The following is an 18,719-nucleotide window of genomic DNA, read 5'->3' as shown; positions in this document are numbered from 1 at the left end:
AGACGCGATACGAAGCCCTGCGCCAACGGGGCAAGTGCGCCAAGGTCGCCATCACCGCCTGCATGCGGGTACTGCTCACCCGCCTCAACGCCATGGCCAGAGACCAAACTGAATGGAGAATGACAGGAGCCTGAGAAGACAGTTGCTCCTACGACGATGGCGAACTGGTCAGGCGGCCCTGCGCAGGGCGTCTGTCAGCGATTCGATGCTGGCCGCCTTGGGCTTGACCAGCCAGAACTTGCCGATGTAGTCGCGGAACTCGTCCAGGATCTGCTGGGCCCAGATGCTGCCGGTCAGCTCGCGGTGGCGCTGGATCAGGGTGTGGATGTGCTGGCGGTAGTTCTCGAAGCCCTCGGCACTGATCCGGTGGATGTCGATCAGCTCATGGTTGTAACGGTCCACGAAGTCGCGGTCCATGTCCAGCACGTAGGCCAGGCCACCGGTGAAGCCGGCGCCGAAGTTCAGCCCGGTGCGGCCCAGCACCATCACCACGCCATCGGTCATGTATTCGCAGCAGTGGTCGCCGGCGCCTTCGACCACGGCCAGCGCGCCGGAGTTGCGCACGCCGAAGCGCTCGCCGGCGCGGCCGGCCGCGTACAGCTCGCCGCCGGTGGCCCCGTACAGGCAGGTGTTGCCCAGGATCGCGGTGTTGCGGGCCTCGAACCGCGCCCCGCGCGGCGGACGCACCACCAGCCGGCCGCCGGCCATGCCCTTGCCCACGTAGTCGTTGGCTTCGCCTTCCAGCTCCATGTTCAGGCCACCGGCGTTGAACGCGCCGAAGCTCTGCCCGGCCGAGCCGCGGAAGCGCAGCTGGATCGGGGCATCGTCCATGCCGTGGTTGCCATGGGCGCGGGCGATGGCGCCGGACAGGCGCGTGCCGATCGAGCGGTCGGTGTTGTGGATCAGGTGGCGATGGTCGCCGCCGGCCTTGGTGCCGATGGCCTGGGCCAGTTCGCCGTCCAGCTGGCAGGCCAGGCTGTCGGGCGATTCGTACAGGCGCTGGGCCGCGCAGGTGCCGCCCTCGACCCGGGCCCCGGCCAGCAGGCGCGAGAGATCCACGTGCACGCCTTCGCGCGGGCTGTAGTCGATCTGCTGGAGCAGGTCGGTGCGGCCGACGATCTGGTCCAGCGAGCGCACGCCCAGCCGCGAGAGCCAGCCGCGCACCTCCTCGGTCAGCAGGCGGAAGAAGGTTTCCACCCGCTCGGGCAGGCCGGTGAAGTACTCGCTGCGCAGGCGCTCGTCCTGGGTGGCCACGCCGGTGGCGCAGTTGTTGAGGTGGCAGATGCGCAGGTACTTGCAGCCCAGCACGATCATCGGCGCGGTGCCGAAGCCGAAGCTGTCCGCGCCCAGGATGGCCGCCTTGACCACGTCCAGGCCGGTCTTCAGGCCGCCATCGGTCTGCAGGGTGGCGCGCTCGCGCAGCTGGTTCTGGACCAGCGCCTGGTGGGCCTCGGCCACGCCCAGTTCCCACGGCACGCCGGCATAGCGGATCGAGCTGATCGGCGAGGCACCGGTGCCACCGTCATGGCCGGAAATGGTGATCAGGTCCGCGCCGGCCTTGACCACGCCGGCGGCGATGGTGCCCACGCCGGCATGGCTGACCAGCTTGACCGACACCAGCGCGGTCGGGTTGACCTGCTTGAGGTCGTAGATCAGCTGGGCCAGGTCCTCGATGGAGTAGATGTCATGGTGCGGCGGCGGGCTGATCAGGCCGATGCCGGGCTTGGCATAGCGCAGCCTGGCGATCAGTTCGTTGACCTTGTGTCCGGGCAGCTGGCCGCCTTCGCCGGGCTTGGCACCCTGGGCGATCTTGATCTGCAGCACCTCGGCGTTGACCAGGTACTCGGGGGTGACGCCGAATCGGCCCGAGGCCACCTGCTTGATCTTGGAGCGCTTCTCGGTGCCGTAGCGCGCCGGGTCTTCGCCGCCTTCGCCGGAGTTGGAGCGCCCGCCCAGGCGGTTCATGGCGATGGCCAGGGCCTCGTGCGCCTCGGGTGAGAGCGCGCCCAGGCTGATGGCGGCGGTATCGAAGCGGCGCAGCACATCGGCCGATTCGGCCACTTCTTCCAGCGGCAGCGGCGTGTCGGCCAGCTTGAGCTGCAGCAGGTCGCGCAGGGTCGACGGCGGACGGCTGTGCACGGCATCGGTGTAAGCCTGCCAGTGGGCCGCATCGCCGGTGCGCGTGGCGCGCTGCAGGGTCATGACCACGTCCGGGTTGAACATGTGGTACTCGCCGCCGTGCACGTACTTGATCAGGCCGCCCAGCTCCGGCTTGGCCAGCTCGTTCCAGGCGCGCCTGGACAGCTGCTGGGCCTCGGTATCCAGGCGCCCGAAGCCAACCCCGCCCACGCGCGAGGCCGCGCCGGGGAAGCACAGCTTCACCACCTCCGGATCCAGGCCGACGATCTCGAACAGCTGCGCGGCGCGATAGCTGGCGATGGTGCAGATGCCCATCTTGGAAATGATCTTGGACAGGCCCTTGTAGATGCCCTTGCGGTACTTGCGCCCGATCTGGGCCTGCTCGCCGCCGGCCTTGAGCATCAGGATGCCGCGACGGCCCAGGTCGAACAGGGTCTGGTAGGCCAGGTACGGATACACCGCGGTGGCGCCACAGCCCAGCAGGCAGGCCATGTGGTGCGGATCGCGCGCGGTGCCGGTCTCGATGATCAGGTTGACGTCGCAGCGCAGGCCGACGTTGGACAAATGGTGGTGAACCGCGCCGGTGGCCAGCAGCGCATGCACCATCGGCCGTCCGGCTTGCGGGTAACGGTCGGACAGCAGCAGCATGATGATGCCTTCGCGCGCGGCCGCCTCGGCCTGGGCGCAGATGCGTTCGATGCCGGCCTTGAGCCCTTCCTCGACCGAATAGGACAGGTCGATCAATCGGTTCTTGTGCGCGTACTGGTCCATCTTCAGCAGCTGGCGCAGCTTGCGCTGGCTCAGCACCGGCGAGTTGAGGATGACGTGGTTCACCGTTTCGGCGGCCGCGTGGAAAATGTTGGTCTCCCGGCCCAGCTGGGTGGACAGCGACATCACGCAGTCCTCGCGCAGCGGATCGATCGGCGGATTGGTGACCTGCGCGAAGGCCTGGCGGAAGTAGTCGTACAGCGGCCGGGTCTGGCGGCTCAGGACCGCCATCGGGGTATCGTCGCCCATCGAGCCGGTGGCTTCCTGCTCGGTCTCGGCCAGCGGCCGCAGGATCTGCTCGATCTCCTCGCTGCTGAGCTGGAACAGCTTGTGGTAGCTGCGCAGGGTCTTCTCGTCGAAGGGTTCCTCGACCAGCGACGGATCGATCAGCTCGGTCCGCAGGTAGGTCACCCCCTGCTGCAGCCATTGCTTGTACGGGGCGCGGCCGCGGTTGATGCGGTCGATGGCATCCGAATCGAGCAGGTCGCCGCGCTTGAGGTCGATGGCCATCATCTCGCCCGGACCCAGCTTGCCCTTGCGCACGATGCGCTCGGCCGGCAGTTCCCACACCCCGGCTTCGGAGGCGACCAGGAAATGCCGGTCCGAGCTGAGCATCCAGCGGGCCGGACGCAGGCCGTTGCGGTCGAGCATGCAGGCGGCATAGCGGCCGTCGCAGGCGACGATGCCGGCCGGGCCGTCCCAGGGCTCGGTGTTCAGGCCATAGAACTCGTAGAACGCGGCCAGGTCCGAATCCTTGAACTCCAGCGACTGGTTTGCCGGCGGGATCAGGATGCGCAGTGCCTGCAGCAGGTCCATGCCCCCGGCGATCAGCAGCTCCAGCATGTTGTCCAGGCTCTGCGAATCCGAGCCATGCATGGAGATCACCGGGTCGAACTGGGCGATGTCGAACCTGGGCGTTTTCCACACCTTGCTGCGCGCCTGGGCCCAGGAGCGGTTGCCTTCGATGGTGTTGATCTCGCCGTTGTGGGCGAGCAGGCGGAACGGATGGGCCAGCGGCCAGCGCGGCAGCGTGTTGGTCGAGAAGCGCTGGTGGAACACCACCGCGCTGGAGGCCAGGTCGCTGCGCTGCAGGTCCGGGAAGAACGTGGACAGCTTGTCCGGCAGGACCATGCCCTTGTAGCCGATCGAATGCGGCGACAGGGTGACCACGTAGTAGTCCTCAGTCGCATCGCGCAGGGCCTGCTCGCTGCGCCGGCGCGCCAGGAACAGCGCCAGGGCGAAGGCATCCAGGTCCTGGCCTTGGCCGGCCTCGACGAACAGCTGTTCGATCCGCGGCAGGGTGTCCCGGGCCAGTTCGCCGCAGACCGAATCATCGGTCGGCGGCACCCGCCAGCCGCGCACGTGCACCCCGACGCTGGCCAGTTCGGCTTCCAGCTGGGCACGGCACTGTGCGGCCAGCTGCGCCTGGCGCGGCAGGAACACCAGGCCGGCGGCGAAGGTCGCGCCCACCGGGATCTGCGCCTCGCGCGCCAGCGCGCGCAGAAAAGGTTCGGGCCTGCGGATCAGCAGGCCGCAGCCATCGCCGGTCAGGCCATCGGCGGCCACGCCACCGCGGTGGGTCATGCGCGACAGCGCGGAGATGGCAGTATCAACGAGCTGGCGCGATGGCTGATCGTCCAACTGCGCGATCATGCCGAAACCGCAGGCGTCGCGTTCGTGGTTGGGGTCGTACAGCCCTTGGCGGGTGCGGGGGGCCATGGTGCTACCTCGAAACAGGGAGGGTAAGGCGGCACCCGTGCCCTTCATTGGGCGGCGCAGACGTCAAAAAGGTGTCACCGGAGCACCGATGACACCACAGGTGGTGCGTCGCCGCAACGGGCGCGCCAAGATGGTGCGGTGACGGTTGCAGGAGCAACGAAAATTGCGTGCCGCCGCGCTGCCGAAACGGCCCCAGGCCGCGCTGCGCGTTGACCGCTTCAGCCGCAGCGCACCGACACCACCATGCCCTTTTCGTCCAGCTCGATGTTAAGGCGCGCGGCGTTGAATTCCATGCTCACCGGCTGGTCCGGCTTGAGCAGGCGCACGCTGGTGGCGCGCGCATCGGTCCTGGCCTGGTCGGCATCGGCCTGGCCGGGCGTCTTGCCGACCAGCCACTGGGCCTGGGTGGCATCGCAGGCATCGGCATCGGCCGGCGGCGGCGCTTCGGGCGCGCGCGAGGCCTGGGCGCGGGCGCGCTGTTCGGCTTGCGCCAGTGCCTGTTGCTGTTCGTCCGGCGGTGGTGCGCCACAGGCAGCCAGGGCCAGGATCAGCAGGGACAGCGGCAGGACGGGGCGTGACATCGCAAGGACTCCAGGGCCGGCAGAGCCTGAATGTTACTAAGCCGGCCTGGCAACGCTTGACGGGGGCTTCATGGCGGGCACGACACCGTGCCGCGACATGGTCAGATCCGATCGCGCCGCCGCTGCAGCTTGCGCTTGCTCCAAGGCCCCTGCGCCTTCGCAAGCCGCCGACATCGCCAGGCTGGCCGGCCTGGTCTACGTCACCGATGCCGATCCGGGCTACGCACGCCGGCGCGCGGGCAAGGGGTTCAGCTACCGCGATCGGCAGGGCCATGCGGTGCGCGATGCGGCGACCCTGGCGCGCATCGGCGCGCTGGCCATTCCACCGGCCTACACCGAGGTGTGGATCTGCATGGATGCGCGCGGCCACCTGCAGGCCACCGGGCGCGATGCGCGCCGGCGCAAGCAGTACCGCTACCATCCGCGCTGGATCGAGGTCAGCGGCGAGGGCAAGTACGACCGGATCGTGCAGTTCGGTGCGACCCTGCCCAGGCTGCGTCGGCGCCTGCGCCAGGACCTGGGCCTGCCCGGCTTTCCGCGCGAGAAGGTGCTGGCGATCGTGGTGGCGGTGATGGCCGAGACCCTGGTGCGCGTCGGCAACGCAACCTACGCGCGCGACAACCGTTCCTTCGGCCTGACCACGCTGCGCAACCGGCATGCGGCCTTCGCCCGCGACCGGGTGCGGCTGCAGTTTCGCGGCAAGGGCGGGCTGGAGCATGACATCGGCATCGATGATGCGCGTCTGGTCAAGCTGATCCGTGCGGTCCAGCACCTGCCGGGGCAGGCCCTGTTTCAGTACCGCGACGATGAGGGCACGCTGCAGCCGGTCGATTCGGGTCAGGTCAACGCCTACCTGCGTCAGGTGATGGGGCAGGACTTCACCGCCAAGGATTTCCGCACCTGGGGCGGGACGCTGGCTGCGTTCAAGCTGCTGGCCGCCACACCGGTGCCCGCGCCGCCCAGCAAGGCCGCGCTGACCCGCGCCAGGAACGCGGTGATCAAGGAGGTGGCCCGGGCGTTGGGCAACACCCCTGCGGTGGCGCGCAAGGCCTACATCGACCCGTGCATGTTCCAGGCCTGGGAAGACGGGCGGCTGCAGACGCTGGCCGCCACCGTGCGTGGCCAGCGCCAGTGGGAACAGGCCGCGCTCAAGCTGCTGTCCAGGGTGCACAAGGTGTCACTGCGCAGCGCGCGCAAGGTAGCCGCGGCCACACGCTGAAACGGCCGGCGTTGCACGCCGGCCGGATGGCACAGGGTCAAGGGCCACGCCGGCCCGCGCGGGCGGCCGACGGCGCGGGCGGTCACGCTCAGCTGGACGCGACCTGGGTGCCGCTGCAGGTAATGGCGGTGATGGCGTTGTTGTCGCTGATCTGCACGTTGACCGACGAGCCGCCCTCGGTCACCCCTTGCTGCCCTTCGCCGGTGGTCAGGGCGGTGCTGTCGCTGTCCACGCGGATGCGCTCCAGCGTCGGCTGCGCCGCGGCCAGGCCAACCGCGCCCTTGACCATGTCGGTGTGGCAGGTGCCGGAGATGGTGCCGTCCAGCGGCTCGAAGGCCAGCGGTGCCGAGGCACAGGCGGACAGGGCAAGTGGCAGGGCAACGGCAGCGGCAACGGCGACAAGAGCAAGGCGCATCTGAATCTCTCCGGTAGGGCGCGAACGGCGGCAGCATTGCCGGTGGCGTGTTGCCGGATGATGAAGCCGCCTGTCGCCGCGGCCACGGACGCGTCGTGCCCGCACAGCCTTGCAGCGGCGGGGCCGGGTTTCACCCTCCGCGGCCGCCGCGCCCCGGCCTGCTTCCTCCGGCCGCGGGCGGCGATGCCCGGTGGCCGGCCGGCACGGCGCACACGGGCCGCCGGTTTGCGCGCGGGCGGCCTGACTGACCGGTCAAGGCCTGCCGATGACGACAGTGCGACAATGCCGCTTCCAGCCGCCGACCGGCGGGACACGGCCGATTCCATGAGCGACATCCTCGACACCATCCTGGCCCGCAAGCGCGAGGAAATCGCCGCGCGCGGCGCGCGGGTCCCGCTGCACGAGCTGATCGCGCGCGCGCGCGATGCTTCGCCGGTGCGTGGCTTTGCCGATGCGTTGCGTCGCACGATCGCCGGCGGCGATGCCGGGGTGATCGCCGAGGTCAAGAAGGCCAGCCCGTCCAAGGGCGTGATCCGGCCTGACTTCAACCCGGCCGAGATCGCGGTGAGCTACGAGTTCGGCGGCGCCTCGTGCCTGTCGGTGCTGACCGACGTGGATTTCTTCCAGGGCGCCGATGCCTACCTGCAGCAGGCGCGCGAGGCCTGCACCCTGCCGGTGCTGCGCAAGGACTTCACCATCGACCCCTACCAGGTCTACGAAGCGCGCGTGCTGGGCGCCGACTGCATCCTGCTGATCGTGGCCGCGCTGGAGGACCGGCAGCTGGTGTCGCTGGCCGACCTGGCCATGCAGCTGGGCATGGACGTGCTGGTGGAAGTGCACGACATCGACGAGCTGGAGCGCGCGCTGCAGGTGCCGGCGCCGCTGCTGGGCATCAACAACCGCAACCTGCGCACCTTCGAGGTGTCGCTGCACAACACCCTGGAGATGAAGGGCGCGGTGCCGCGCGACCGGATCCTGGTGACCGAGAGCGGCATCGCCACCGGCGATGACGTGGCGATGCTGCGCGGGCAGGGGGTACACGCGTTCCTGGTCGGCGAAACCTTCATGCGCGCGCCCGAGCCGGGCGAGGCGCTGCGCCAGCTGTTCTTCGCATGAGCGCGCCCGGCCCGTATCCGGTGCCCGCCGCCGACGCGCCGGTGGTGGTGTTCGACTTCGACCACACCCTGTACGACGGCGACTCGGGCAGCCACCTGTTCGCCTGGCTGATCAAGCGCAGCTGGCTGCGCCTGGCCGCCGCGCTGCTGGCCACGCCGCTGCTGGGGCCGCTGGTGGCGCTGCTGCCCACGCGCCGACGCGGCATCTCCGGCTATGTGTGGATCGCCACCTTCGGCCTGCGTCGGCGACGCGACCTGGACGAACTGATCGACCGTTACGTGGTGGCCAACCGCGAACGGGTGCACCAGCGGCTGTTGCCGCTGGCGCTGGAGGTGCTCACCGCGCATCGTGCCGCCGGCGACCGGGTGGTGGTGGCCACCGGCGCGCCGCCGGAGCTTGCCCGGGCGGCCCTGTCCTTCGTCGCCCACCAGGACGTACCGGTGATCGGCACCGTGGTCGGACCGAGCTGTGGCGCGGTCATCGCCCGCCGCCACTGCCACCACGACGAAAAGATGCGGATGCTGCGCGAGCGCGGCTATGGCCAGGTCGCCGTGGCCTACAGCGACAGCACCGCCGACCTGCCGCTGCTGGAGGCCGCCGCGCGGCCCGTGGTGGTCAACCCGAAGGCCGACAAGGTCGCGCTGTTTCGCCAGCGGCTGCCGGCCGGCACGCCGATCCTCAACTGGGGCTGCCGCGACCGCGGCGGGGACCCGGTGTAGGGCTCGCCCCGGATCAAGTCACTCCTCCGGGGGCGTGACAGCGCCCCTTGGCAAGGGGCGCGGGGATCGGAAGCGGATAAATCCCTTGGCGCTGTGCGCGAATGCGCAATCAGCGCGTGCCGTACAGCACGATTGTCTTGCCGCGTGCATGCAGCACACCATCGGCCTGCAGCTTCTTCAGCACCCGTCCGGCCATCTCGCGCGAGCAGCCGACCAGCCGGGCCAGCTCCTGGCGCGACACGCGCATCTGCGTGCCCTGCGGATGGCTCATCGCCTCCGGCTCGTGGGCCAGGTCGTGCAGGGTGCGGACGATGCGGTCGGTCACATCCAGAAACGCCAGGCGGCTGGCCTTGCGGCTGGTATCCAGCAGCCGGCGCGAGAGCTGGGCGCCGATGGCGAACAGCAGCTTGGCCGCGTCCGAGGCCAGCTGGCCGCCAAACAACTGGTGCAGGCGCTCGTAGCTGATCTCGGCCAACTCGCACTGGGTGCGGGTGCGCAGGATGACCTCACGCCGGTCCGACTCGATGAACAGGCCCATCTCGCCGACGAACTCGCCGGGCCCGAAATAGCCCAGCACCAGCTCACGGTCTTCCTCTTCCTCGGCCAGGATGCTCACCGAGCCGCTGACCACGTAATACAGGGTGCCGGCCGGATCGCCGGGGCGGAACACGTCGGCGCGCGCGGGGTAACGGCGCCGATGGCTGTTGGAGAGGAACGACTCGATGGTCGTCAAATCCGGGATCAGGGCACTGGCCGGGGAACGCATCAGACTCGGGGGAAGACCTGCTTTCATGGCAGCTCATGAAGTGAAGCGAATGGTCTCGAGCTTAGTCTGAATGGGACAGCGGCGGCAATGTCCGTCGCGCTGTCATTTCACGGTCAGCGCGTTTGCCGCATAATTCGACCCTTCACCGTTTTCTTAGCGAAGGTCCATCGCCGTGGTCAAACCACTGCCGCGCCTGAGGCTGCAGGGCTTCAACAACCTCACCAAGGCGCTGAGCTTCAACATCTACGACGTCTGCTATGCGGTGTCCGAGGACGAGCGCCAGCGTTACATCGAATACATCGATGAGGAATACAACGCCGATCGCCTGACCCAGATCCTCACCGATGTGGCCGAGATCATCGGTGCCAACATCCTCAATGTGGCCCGCCAGGACTACGACCCGCAGGGCGCGTCGGTGACCATCCTCATCTCCGAGGAACCGGTCATCGACAAGGCCGCCGCCAAGGGTGTGATCTCCGATGCGGTGGTTGCGCACATGGACAAGAGCCACATCACCGTCCACACCTACCCGGAAACCCACCCCCAGGCCGGCATCGCGACCTTCCGCGCGGACATCGACGTGGCCACCTGCGGGGTGATCTCGCCGCTGAAGGCGCTGAACTACCTGATCGAGTCGTTCGAGTCGGACATCGTGATCATGGATTACCGCGTCCGTGGCTTCACCCGCGACATCAAGGGCAAGAAACACTACATCGATCACAAGATCAACTCGATCCAGGACTTCGTGGCCAAGAACATCAAGTCGCGCTACGAGATGATCGACGTCAACGTCTACCAGGAAAACATCTTCCACACCAAGATGCACCTGACCGACTTCGACCTGGACCAGTACCTGTTCGAGGAAAAGGCCCGCAATCTCTCGTTCAAGGAGCGGATGAAGATCGAGAACCTGCTGCGCCGGGAGATCGAGGAACTTTTCCACGGCCGCAACCTGGCCGAGTGATCGCCGCAGGGAGAACCCCATCGCGCTGTCTGCTAGACGCGTTCGGAGCTCCCTCTCCCCCGCTCGCGGGGGAGAGGGAGCAAAATCCCAGCGATGCGGCCGTAGGGCCCATGGCCGCGATGGGCTTTCCCGCAGGAGCGGACCGAAGGGCCGCGAGAGGCTTTACCGGGAACGCCCCATCGCGCCCCTGCGGTGCTCCTACGAGAAGCGGGATATCACCGGAGGTCAAGAAGCGGGATATCACCGGAGGTCAAGGGGGTGATCGACGCTCGTGCGGCTAAACCGCTTGCGCTTACAGCCGGTAGGCCACCGTCTTCATCACCTGCGAGGCCAAGCGCATCACCCCGGGGATGGGGGAGGGCAGCAGGCGCGCGCCGGCGTGTTCGGCGTTGTCGGCATGACGGGCCTCGTCGGCCTTCATCACCCGCAGCACATCGCGGCTGCGCAGATCGGCCGGCGGCAGGATGTCCAGATGTTGGTCCAGGTGGGCTTCGACCTGTCGCTCGGTCTCGACCACGAATCCCAGGTTCCAGCCATCGCCGCGCAGCCCGGCCAGCAGGCCGATCGCGTAGCTGCCGCCATACCAGAGCGGGTTGAACACGCTGGGGCGGCTGTCCAGTTCGCGCAGACGCCGGGCGCACCAGGCCAGGTGGTCGGTTTCCTCCTGCGCCGCTTCGCCCAGGCGGGCGCGGGTGTCCGGATCGCGGGCCACGGCGGCCTGGCCCGAATACAGCGCCTGGGCGCAGACCTCGCCGACGTGGTTGATCCGCATCAGGCCGGCGGCGTGGCGGCGTTCGGCCTGGTCCAGGGCAATGTCGGGCGTGGCGCCGGCCGGGTAGGGGCGCTGCGCGCGCGGATCCCCGAAGGTGGTTTCCAGGGCGTGCTGGGTCTGGGCCAGGAATTGGTCGATGAGGGAATGCTGGCGGGTGGCGGTCATGGCGGTTGCAGGCCGTGGCGCTGCGGAGCAGCAACGGCCCATGTTCCCCCGCGGCGACCGGGATGCCAAGCCCGGATGCCCTGTCCCGACTCCGACAGTCAGTCTTGCAAGCAGCCGGGCAGCCCCGTACAATCCCGCCTCTTCGCGTTTCACCCTTCACAACGCGTGGCAAAGTTCCGCACGGGGCAAGGCCCTGGGCGCAATCCGCCCGACCAGACACAAGAGCTTCTTTCATGAGCACGTTCACCGCAAAGAACGAGACCGTCCAGCGCGACTGGTTCCTCGTCGACGCCTCGGGCAAGACCCTGGGTCGTCTGTCCACCGAGCTGGCCCGCCGTCTGCGTGGCAAGCACAAGCCGGTCTACACCCCGCACGTTGATACCGGCGACTATCTGGTCGTCATCAACGCCGAGAAGATCACGGTGACCGGCAAGAAGCTCACCGACAAGAAATATCACCGCTTCACCGGTTACATCGGTAACCTGAAGACCGAGACCCTGCAGCAAGCGCTGGAGCGTCACCCGGAACGGGTGATCGAGACCGCCGTCAAGGGCATGCTGCCGAAGGGCCCGCTGGGCCGCGCCATGTACCGCAAGCTCAAGGTCTACGCCGGTTCCAACCATCCGCACGCCGCGCAGCAGCCGCAGGTCCTGGATATCTAACGCGAGTCCCTCGCAAGAGCCCGCACATCCATGTGCGGACTTCCTAAGGTTAAAGATCATGCCTATCACTCAGAACTACGGCACTGGCCGTCGCAAGTCCTCCACCGCCCGCGTGTTCCTGCGCAAGGGCACCGGCAAGATCACCGTCAACGACCGTCCGCTGGACGAGTTCTTCGGCCGTGAGACCGCGCGCATGATCGTGCGCCAGCCGCTGGAGCTGACCAACAACACCGAGAGCTTCGACATCCTGGTGACCGCCGCCGGCGGTGGCACCACCGGCCAGGCCGGCGCGATCCGGCTGGGCATCGCCCGCGCGCTGGTCGAGTACGACCAGACCCTCAAGACCGAGCTGCGCAAGGCCGGCTTCATGACCCGCGACGCGCGCGAAGTCGAGCGCAAGAAGGTCGGCCTGCACAAGGCACGTCGCGCGACCCAGTTCTCCAAGCGCTGATCGGCTTCTGCTTTGCAAGCGGCGGCGCTACAATCGCCGCTCGGGTTTTCCACAGCCCCGTCGCCAAGCGGTAAGGCACCTGACTCTGACTCAGGCATTCGGAGGTTCGAATCCTTCCGGGGCTGCCAGATACAAAGGAAAAGACTCGCTTCGGCGGGTCTTTTTTTTGCGTTTGCTCTGGTGCCGAAGTGGGCGCGGCGCATCTTGCGCGCGCCAGCGTGGCGTGCCTGCGTGCAGGCACGCGTGGCCCGGGCCAACCGCACCGGCGGTGTAGAATCGCGACGCTTCCGCGGCCGCCTGCGCCGCCGATTTTCGACCGGTACGGCCCTGCCATGAGTGGTTCCCCGCCTCCTCCCCTGACGCCGGCCACGGAGGTCATCGGGCGCATGCGCCTGCAGGGCTATGCGGTGCTCGATCGCGATGCGGTGTGTGGCCTTGCCAGTTGCGATGCCGCGCAGCTGGCGGCACTGGCACCGGGCTGGGACGACCTGGCGCTGGACACCTATCTGCGCGATGGCGGGCGCTATCGTCGTCGTCGCCACGCCTGCTTCGTGCAGGATGCCGATGCGCTGGTGCAGGCGCCGCACCGCGCGCACTGGCAGTCGCAGGATTACAACGCCCTGCACGGCGGCATGCACCGCTGGTTCGAGCCGGTGGCCGATGCCACGCTGGCGCAGCCGACCTGGGCAGGCCTGATCCGGGGCTTCGGCAAGCTGCTGACGCAGCTGCGTGGGCAGTCGCGCTGGTATGTGGAAGCACACCAGTTCCGGATCGACACCACCGACGGCATCGGTCGGCCGACGCCGGAAGGGGCGCACCGGGACGGTGTGGATTTCGTGGTGGTGGTGCTGGTCGACCGGGTCGACGTCAAGGGCGGTGAGACCCGCGTGTTCGAGGCCGATGGCACCCAGGGCCAGCGCTTCACCCTGGGCCAGCCATGGTCGGCGCTGCTGCTGGACGATGCCCGCGTGATCCACGAATCCACCCCGATCCAGCCGCTGGCCGAGGCGGGGCATCGCGACACGCTGGTACTGACCTACCGTGCCGGCGCCTTCCAGGGCGAGGACTGAGCGTCTTCCGCCGGTTTCGTTACAATCGAAACGATTTGCCCAAGGGCGCGGAGGACGGCAGATGAAACTGGGTTCCCTGAAGGAAGGCGGCCGCGACGGCACGCTGGTCGTGGTTTCGCGCGACCTGACCCGCGCCGTGCGCGCCAGCGGCATCGCCCCGACCCTGCAGCGGGCGCTGGACGACTGGGCGAGCCTGGCCCCGCGCTTGCAGGCGCTTTCGGCCGCGCTGGACGCCGGCCAGGCCGATGGCGAATTCGACCTGGACTTCAACGCGCTGGCCGCACCCCTGCCGCGTGGCTACGAGTTTGTCGACGGCAGCGCCTACCTGGCGCATGTCGAACGCGTGCGCCAGGCGCGTGGGGCGCAGGTGCCGGAGCGCTTTTACACCGATCCGCTGATGTACCAGGCCACCAGTGGCGGCTTCCTGGGCCCGCGCGAGCCGATCCGCGTGGTCAGCGAGGAGGACGGCATCGACCTTGAGGCCGAAGTCGTGGTGGTCACCGGCGATGTGCCCATGGCAGTCGATGCGGCCCAGGCCAGCGCGCACATCCTGCTGGTCGGGCTGGTCAACGACGTGTCCCTGCGCAACCTGATCCCCGGCGAGCTGGCCAAGGGCTTCGGCTTCCTCCAGGCCAAGCCGCGCTCGGCGCTGTCGCCGGTGCTGGTGACCCCCGATGAGCTGGGCGAGGCCTGGGCCGGGCACAAGCTGCACCTGGCGATGCAGACGCACATCAACGGCGCCTGGTTTGGCGCGCCCGAGGCCGGGGTGGACATGCAGTTCGATTTCGCCCAGCTCATCGCCCACGCCGCGCGCACCCGGCCGCTGGTGGCCGGCACGCTGGTGGGTTCGGGCACGATTGCCAACCACGACAGCGGCAAGGGCGCTTCATGCCTGGCCGAGCAGCGCACCGTGGAAACCCTGCGCGACGGGCAGCCTGCGACGCCGTTCCTGTGCTTTGGCGACACCGTGCGCATCGAGATGCGCGCGCGCGATGGAAGCCCGGTTTTCGGGGCGATCGAACAGCGCATCGAACGCCAGCCTTTGCCGTAGCGCATTCAAGTCCCACAATGGGTCACCGGGCATCGCCACCGCGAGGCCTCCGATCGAATCGAGGGTGTCTGCGCGTGGCCGAGCTCTTGCGGCTGTATTCCTACTGGCGTTCCAGCGCCGCCTACCGGGTCCGGATCGGCCTCAACCTGAAAGGGCTGCGCTACGAGCTGATCCCGATGCACCTGGTGCGCGACGGCGGCCAGCAGCACCAGCCCGAGTACGCCAGGCTCAATCCGCAGCGCATGGTGCCCACGCTGATGCACGGCGGGCGGGTGATGCGCCAGTCGCTGTCGATCCTGGAATACCTGGACGAAAGCTGGCCCGAACGCCCGCTGCTGCCGGCCACCGCGCGCGACCGTGCCCGGGTGCGCGCGCTGTCGCAGCTGGTGGCTGCCGACATCCATCCGCTCGACAACCTGCGCGTGCGCCGGTATTTCGAAGAGGAATGGGGGGTGCCGCCGGTCGAGCGCGATGCCTGGATGCGGCACTGGATCGCCGAGGGCTTCCAGGCCCTGGAAACCCTGCTGGCCGACGACCTGGCCACCGGCACCTATTGCCATGGCGAGGCGCCGGGCATGGCCGACTGCTGCCTGGTCCCGCAGGTCTACAGCGCGCGCCGGTTTGGCCTGGACATGGCCGCCTGGCCGACCATCACCCGGATCGAGCAGGCGTGCATGGCGCTGCCGGCGTTCGGCCAGGCCAGCCCCGAGCAGCAGCCCGACGCTCCGCAGGCGCAGGCCGCCAGCGCCTGACCTCGCGCGGGCCGCGCGCGATCAGCCGAAGCCGTGGGTGATGGTCGCCGGCGAACCGCTTTCGTACAGGTCCGCGTAGGGATCGTGTTCGCCGCTGGCGCCCTCGGACAGGCGGAACTTGAGTGCCAGGCCGTCGCGCGAGTCGGCTGCGCGCAGCGCTTCCTCCTGCACGATCTTGCCTTCCTTGACCATGCGGAACAGGCACTGGTCGAAGGATTCCATGCCTTCTTCCAGCGATTCTTCCATCGCCTGCTTGATCTCGTGGATCTGGCCACGACGCAGCAGGTCACGGATCACCGGGGTGTTGATCAGCACTTCGGCGGCCGGGATGCGGCGGCCATCCACGCCCTTGACCAGGCGCTGGGAGACCACCGCGCGCAGGTTCAGCGCCAGGTTCATCAGTACATTCTTGTGCGCGGTCTCGGGGAAGAAGTTGAGGATCCGCTCGATGGTCTGGTCGGCGTTGTTGGAGTGCAGCGTGGCCAGGCACAGGTGGCCGGTCTCGGCAAAGGCGATGGCCGCCTCCATCGTGGTGGCGTCCAGGATTTCGCCGATCAGGATCACGTCCGGCGCTTCGCGCATCGCGTTCTTCAGCGCGTTGTGGAAGGCGTGGGTATCCAGGCCGACCTCGCGCTGGTTGACGATCGACTGCTTGTGCTTGTGCAGGTATTCGATCGGGTCCTCGATGGTGAGGATGTGGCCGGTGGTGCTCGCGTTGCGGAAGTCGATCATCGAGGCCAGCGAGGTGGACTTGCCCGAGCCGGTCGAGCCGACCAGCAGGACCAGCCCGCGCGGGGTCATGATGATGTCCTTGAGCACCTGTGGCAGCCGCAGTTCCTCGATCGAGGGGATCTTGCTGCGGATGGCACGGATGACCATGCCCACCTCGCCGCGCTGCTTGAACACATTCACCCGGAAACGTCCGGCCTCGGCCAGGGCCACGGCCATGTTCAGTTCCAGGTCGCGCTCGAACTGCGGCACCTGGCCTTCATCCATCAGCGAGTATGCGATCTTCTTGACCATGCCCGGCGGCAGGCCGGTATTGCCCAGGGGATAGAGCTTGCCTTCGATCTTGATGTAGACGGGCGCGCCGGTGGTCAGGAACATGTCCGACGCGTTCTTTTCCGTCATCAGCTTGAGGAAATAGCCGATGTCCATGATGAGCCCCTGCTGGCTGGTGCCTCCGCGCGCATTGCAAGTGCGCCGCGGGCCTGACGACAATGGCCGCGGATTCCCCCTGAAAACCGCGTGCCTCAAATGATGATTGGTAGCTTCGCACAAATCCCGGTGCTGCTGTGTGCGGCCGCTCTGGCCCTGGTGGCGGTGCCGCCGGCCCACGCGCAGGACGCGGCGCTGGCCGAACTGGCCTCGGCCCAGGCTGCGGTCCAGCGCGCCACCGATGCCGATGCCGACCAGTACGCGCCGGACCTGATCGGCGCCGCGCGCGACAAGGTGTCCCAGGCCCAGGCGCTGGTCCAGACCCGCAGTGGCCGCAGGCAGGCGCCACTGCTGGCCGGGCAGGCGCAGGCCGACGCCGATCTGGCGCGTGCGCGCAGCAACCAGGCCGTCGCCCAGGCCAGGCTCGCCCAGGCCCAGGCCGAAGTCGAACGCCTGCAGCAGGCACTGGCTGCGCCGCCGCCGGCTCCATCGCCGTTGCCACCTCGGGATGCCCTGCCGCCGCTGCCCCTGGCTTCCCCGGAGGCGACGCCATGAATGCGAATGTTTTCCGGAACCTGGTCCTGGCACTGCTGCTGGGCGTCGCCGGCGCGGCCTTGGCCGCCGACGATGCGGTGGTGGCCCAGCTCGATGCGCGCCTGAGCGCGCTGGATGCCGACCCCGACCTGCGCGAGCTCGGCGCCTACGAGCGCCTGCAGGCCGTGCAGGCGATCGCCCGCTATGCCGATTCCGGGCGCAGCGAGCGCGATGCGCTGCTGTACATCGCCCAGCGTCGGGTGGAGATCGCCGAGCTTGCGGCCCAGACCGCCCAAGCCAATCGCCAGGCCGACGCGCTGGAGCGCACCCGCAGCGAGCTGCTGCTGGAAGCCAGTCGCCGCGAGATCGCCCGCGCCCACCAGGAGGCCGAACGCCTGCGCGTGCAGCAGCAGATCCAGGCCGAAGAAGCCGAGCGCCTGCGCCAGCAGGCCGAACTCGAGACCGCCGCGCAGGCCGAGCAGGCGCTGACCAGCGCGACCGACGCCCAGCAGGCCAAGCTCACCGCCGCACGCCGCAAGGCCGCTTCGCTGGCCCGCCAGGAAGCCGAGCTGGTCTCCGGCGCCAAGCTGCCCCCGTCCAGCTTCAATGCCGATGGGTCCGAGCGCTTCGTGCTGCCGGCCAGCATGTTCGAAGCCGACAAGGCCGCCCTGTCGGCCGCCGGCAAGTCGGCGGCCAAGGCGCTGGCCGCCTACCTGGACGCCACCCCGGGCGCCAGGCTGCGGGTGGAGGGCTATGGCGACAAACAGACCCCAGGCGCCCGCCGCTCGGCCGCGCTGCGTTCGGCCCTGATCGCCGCCGGCGTCCCCGAGGCCAGGGTCAGCGATGGCGGTGGCAAGGGCACCGCCACCCCGAAGCGCGCCGCCGCGGTGGTCTTCACGCTTTAGGGCGAGCGAAGATCTGCTGCAGGGCGACTGTCCTGCGTGGGCGCCGTCCGCGCCTGCCCCCTCTCCCCCGTTCACGGGGGAGAGGGCCGGGGTGAGGGGCATCGAAGCCAGCCCAGGTGATGAACGGCGGCACCTTCCCAAGCCGACGGCAAGCCCCGCGTTTTTGTCGTCGCTCCCGAGCGATGGCAACCCCCGCAGACGGCTACCCGTTTGCCGCGCCTGCCCCCTCTCCCCCGCTCACGGCGGAGAGGGCCGGGGTGAGGGGGCATCGAAGCCAGCCCAGGTGATGAACGGCGGCACGTTCCCAAGCCGACGGCAAGCCCCGCGTTTTCGTCGTCGCTCCCGAGCGATGGCAACCCCCGCAGACGGCTACCCGTTTGCCGCGCCTGCCCCCTCTCCCCCGCTCACGGCGGAGAGGGCCGGGGTGAGGGGGCATCGAAGCCAGCCCAGGTGATGAACGGCGGCACGTTCCCAAGCCGACGGCAAGCCCCGCGTTTTTGTCGTCGCTCCCGAGCGATGGCAACCCCCGCAGACGGCTACCCGTTTGCCGCGCCTGCCCCCTCTCCCCCGCTCACGGCGGAGAGGGCCGGGGTGAGGGGGCATCGAAGCCAGCCCAGGTGATGAACGGCGGCACGTTCCCAAGCCGACGGCAAGCCCCGCGTTTTTGTCGTCGCTCCCGAGCGATGGCAACCCCCGCAGACGGCTACCCGTTTGCCGCGCCTGCCCCCTCTCCCCCGCTCACGGGGGAGAGGGCCGGGGTGAGGGGGCATCGAAGCCAGCCCAGGTGATGAAC

General features: G+C 68.7%; 17 protein-coding genes and 1 tRNA gene. 12 read left to right on the top strand and 6 right to left on the bottom strand.

The features are described 5' to 3' along the window. Positions 1-168 precede the first annotated feature (168 nt). Together gltB and D9R12_RS15395 are read right to left on the bottom strand one after the other, a co-directional pair. The gene (gene gltB / locus D9R12_RS15400; RefSeq protein ID WP_122231717.1) at positions 169-4,626 is read right to left on the bottom strand and encodes a glutamate synthase large subunit; all 4,458 of its coding nucleotides are present in this window, start codon (positions 4,624-4,626) and stop codon (positions 169-171) included. 218 nt (positions 4,627-4,844) lie between these two features. Continuing rightward, positions 4,845-5,207, bottom strand: a complete 363-nt coding sequence (locus tag D9R12_RS15395; RefSeq protein ID WP_014159295.1) for an I78 family peptidase inhibitor — start codon at positions 5,205-5,207, stop codon at positions 4,845-4,847. 97 nt (positions 5,208-5,304) lie between these two features. Here D9R12_RS15395 and D9R12_RS15390 point away from each other — a divergent pair, with 97 nt between their 5' ends. Continuing rightward, on the top strand, positions 5,305-6,426 hold the full coding sequence (locus tag D9R12_RS15390) for a DNA topoisomerase IB (RefSeq protein ID WP_014159296.1): 1,122 nt from the start codon (positions 5,305-5,307) through the stop codon (positions 6,424-6,426). A gap of 88 nt (positions 6,427-6,514) precedes the next feature. Here the strand turns inward: D9R12_RS15390 and D9R12_RS15385 are convergent, their stop codons facing one another. After that, positions 6,515-6,841: a hypothetical protein gene (locus D9R12_RS15385; RefSeq protein WP_014159297.1), complete on the bottom strand. Its 327-nt coding sequence runs from the start codon at positions 6,839-6,841 to the stop codon at positions 6,515-6,517. 324 nt (positions 6,842-7,165) lie between these two features. Here D9R12_RS15385 and trpC point away from each other — a divergent pair, with 324 nt between their 5' ends. Both trpC and D9R12_RS15375 read left to right on the top strand, forming a co-directional pair. Further along, positions 7,166-7,957 carry an indole-3-glycerol phosphate synthase TrpC gene (gene trpC / locus D9R12_RS15380; protein WP_122231715.1) on the top strand — a complete coding sequence of 264 codons (792 nt, stop codon included), beginning with the start codon at positions 7,166-7,168 and terminating at the stop codon, positions 7,955-7,957. Then, complete coding sequence (locus D9R12_RS15375) at positions 7,954-8,676, top strand: haloacid dehalogenase-like hydrolase (RefSeq protein ID WP_014159299.1); 723 nt, start codon at positions 7,954-7,956, stop codon at positions 8,674-8,676. Before trpC ends, D9R12_RS15375 begins: the two co-directional genes overlap by 4 nt. A gap of 109 nt (positions 8,677-8,785) precedes the next feature. On the opposite strand, the gene crp is transcribed toward D9R12_RS15375, so the two are convergent. Beyond that, positions 8,786-9,469, bottom strand: coding sequence for a cAMP-activated global transcriptional regulator CRP (gene crp, locus D9R12_RS15370; RefSeq protein WP_043290299.1), 684 nt, complete (start codon positions 9,467-9,469; stop codon positions 8,786-8,788). A gap of 145 nt (positions 9,470-9,614) precedes the next feature. Here crp and speD point away from each other — a divergent pair, with 145 nt between their 5' ends. Next, positions 9,615-10,406: an adenosylmethionine decarboxylase gene (gene speD, locus D9R12_RS15365; RefSeq protein WP_014159301.1), complete on the top strand. Its 792-nt coding sequence runs from the start codon at positions 9,615-9,617 to the stop codon at positions 10,404-10,406. Positions 10,407-10,698: 292 nt separating this feature from the next. On the opposite strand, the gene coq7 is transcribed toward speD, so the two are convergent. After that, complete coding sequence (gene coq7 / locus D9R12_RS15360; protein WP_014159302.1) at positions 10,699-11,343, bottom strand: 2-polyprenyl-3-methyl-6-methoxy-1,4-benzoquinone monooxygenase; 645 nt, start codon at positions 11,341-11,343, stop codon at positions 10,699-10,701. A 233-nt stretch (positions 11,344-11,576) separates the two neighbouring features. Between coq7 and rplM the strand changes: the two genes are divergently transcribed. The 6 genes from rplM (at position 11,577) to maiA (ending at position 15,329) form a co-directional block, all read left to right on the top strand. Next, a complete protein-coding gene (gene rplM, locus D9R12_RS15355) occupies positions 11,577-12,005 on the top strand; it encodes a 50S ribosomal protein L13 (RefSeq protein WP_014159303.1) in 429 nt (142 codons plus the stop codon). A gap of 58 nt (positions 12,006-12,063) precedes the next feature. Next, the gene (gene rpsI / locus D9R12_RS15350; RefSeq protein ID WP_014159304.1) at positions 12,064-12,456 is read left to right on the top strand and encodes a 30S ribosomal protein S9; all 393 of its coding nucleotides are present in this window, start codon (positions 12,064-12,066) and stop codon (positions 12,454-12,456) included. Positions 12,457-12,509: 53 nt separating this feature from the next. After that, positions 12,510-12,584 (top strand) — tRNA-Gln (locus tag D9R12_RS15345). A 204-nt stretch (positions 12,585-12,788) separates the two neighbouring features. Then, positions 12,789-13,526: a 2OG-Fe dioxygenase family protein gene (locus tag D9R12_RS15340; RefSeq protein ID WP_122231713.1), complete on the top strand. Its 738-nt coding sequence runs from the start codon at positions 12,789-12,791 to the stop codon at positions 13,524-13,526. Between the two features lie 61 nt (positions 13,527-13,587). Continuing rightward, positions 13,588-14,577, top strand: a complete 990-nt coding sequence (locus tag D9R12_RS15335) for a fumarylacetoacetate hydrolase family protein (protein ID WP_122231711.1) — start codon at positions 13,588-13,590, stop codon at positions 14,575-14,577. Between the two features lie 74 nt (positions 14,578-14,651). Continuing rightward, positions 14,652-15,329 carry a maleylacetoacetate isomerase gene (gene maiA, locus D9R12_RS15330; RefSeq protein WP_122231709.1) on the top strand — a complete coding sequence of 226 codons (678 nt, stop codon included), beginning with the start codon at positions 14,652-14,654 and terminating at the stop codon, positions 15,327-15,329. Positions 15,330-15,350: 21 nt separating this feature from the next. Here the strand turns inward: maiA and D9R12_RS15325 are convergent, their stop codons facing one another. Next, a complete protein-coding gene (locus tag D9R12_RS15325) occupies positions 15,351-16,487 on the bottom strand; it encodes a PilT/PilU family type 4a pilus ATPase (protein ID WP_122231707.1) in 1,137 nt (378 codons plus the stop codon). A 102-nt stretch (positions 16,488-16,589) separates the two neighbouring features. Here D9R12_RS15325 and D9R12_RS15320 point away from each other — a divergent pair, with 102 nt between their 5' ends. Together D9R12_RS15320 and D9R12_RS15315 are read left to right on the top strand one after the other, a co-directional pair. Then, positions 16,590-17,042, top strand: a complete 453-nt coding sequence (locus D9R12_RS15320) for a DUF4398 domain-containing protein (protein WP_122231719.1) — start codon at positions 16,590-16,592, stop codon at positions 17,040-17,042. Next, positions 17,039-17,926: a hypothetical protein gene (locus D9R12_RS15315; RefSeq protein WP_122231705.1), complete on the top strand. Its 888-nt coding sequence runs from the start codon at positions 17,039-17,041 to the stop codon at positions 17,924-17,926. Before D9R12_RS15320 ends, D9R12_RS15315 begins: the two co-directional genes overlap by 4 nt. Positions 17,927-18,719: the final 793 nt, after the last annotated feature.

The organism is Pseudoxanthomonas spadix (genome assembly GCF_003703395.1).
Classification (GTDB): domain Bacteria; phylum Pseudomonadota; class Gammaproteobacteria; order Xanthomonadales; family Xanthomonadaceae; genus Pseudoxanthomonas_A; species Pseudoxanthomonas_A spadix.
Note: the sequence above shows the minus strand (reverse complement) of the source record. Positions and strands in the feature narration are given on the sequence as shown.

Excerpts from the sequence above, each read along its gene's own strand:
- gltB (WP_122231717.1), bottom strand. The coding sequence starts at position 4,626 with ATGGCCCCCCGCACCCGCCAAGGGCTGTACGACCCCAACCACGAACGC.
- D9R12_RS15395 (WP_014159295.1), bottom strand. The coding sequence starts at position 5,207 with ATGTCACGCCCCGTCCTGCCGCTGTCCCTGCTGATCCTGGCCCTGGCT.
- D9R12_RS15390 (WP_014159296.1), top strand. The coding sequence starts at position 5,305 with ATGGTCAGATCCGATCGCGCCGCCGCTGCAGCTTGCGCTTGCTCCAAG.
- D9R12_RS15385 (WP_014159297.1), bottom strand. The coding sequence starts at position 6,841 with ATGCGCCTTGCTCTTGTCGCCGTTGCCGCTGCCGTTGCCCTGCCACTT.
- trpC (WP_122231715.1), top strand. The coding sequence starts at position 7,166 with ATGAGCGACATCCTCGACACCATCCTGGCCCGCAAGCGCGAGGAAATC.
- D9R12_RS15375 (WP_014159299.1), top strand. The coding sequence starts at position 7,954 with ATGAGCGCGCCCGGCCCGTATCCGGTGCCCGCCGCCGACGCGCCGGTG.
- crp (WP_043290299.1), bottom strand. The coding sequence starts at position 9,469 with ATGAAAGCAGGTCTTCCCCCGAGTCTGATGCGTTCCCCGGCCAGTGCC.
- coq7 (WP_014159302.1), bottom strand. The coding sequence starts at position 11,343 with ATGACCGCCACCCGCCAGCATTCCCTCATCGACCAATTCCTGGCCCAG.
- rplM (WP_014159303.1), top strand. The coding sequence starts at position 11,577 with ATGAGCACGTTCACCGCAAAGAACGAGACCGTCCAGCGCGACTGGTTC.
- rpsI (WP_014159304.1), top strand. The coding sequence starts at position 12,064 with ATGCCTATCACTCAGAACTACGGCACTGGCCGTCGCAAGTCCTCCACC.
- D9R12_RS15340 (WP_122231713.1), top strand. The coding sequence starts at position 12,789 with ATGAGTGGTTCCCCGCCTCCTCCCCTGACGCCGGCCACGGAGGTCATC.
- D9R12_RS15335 (WP_122231711.1), top strand. The coding sequence starts at position 13,588 with ATGAAACTGGGTTCCCTGAAGGAAGGCGGCCGCGACGGCACGCTGGTC.
- D9R12_RS15325 (WP_122231707.1), bottom strand. The coding sequence starts at position 16,487 with ATGGACATCGGCTATTTCCTCAAGCTGATGACGGAAAAGAACGCGTCG.
- D9R12_RS15320 (WP_122231719.1), top strand. The coding sequence starts at position 16,590 with ATGATTGGTAGCTTCGCACAAATCCCGGTGCTGCTGTGTGCGGCCGCT.
- D9R12_RS15315 (WP_122231705.1), top strand. The coding sequence starts at position 17,039 with ATGAATGCGAATGTTTTCCGGAACCTGGTCCTGGCACTGCTGCTGGGC.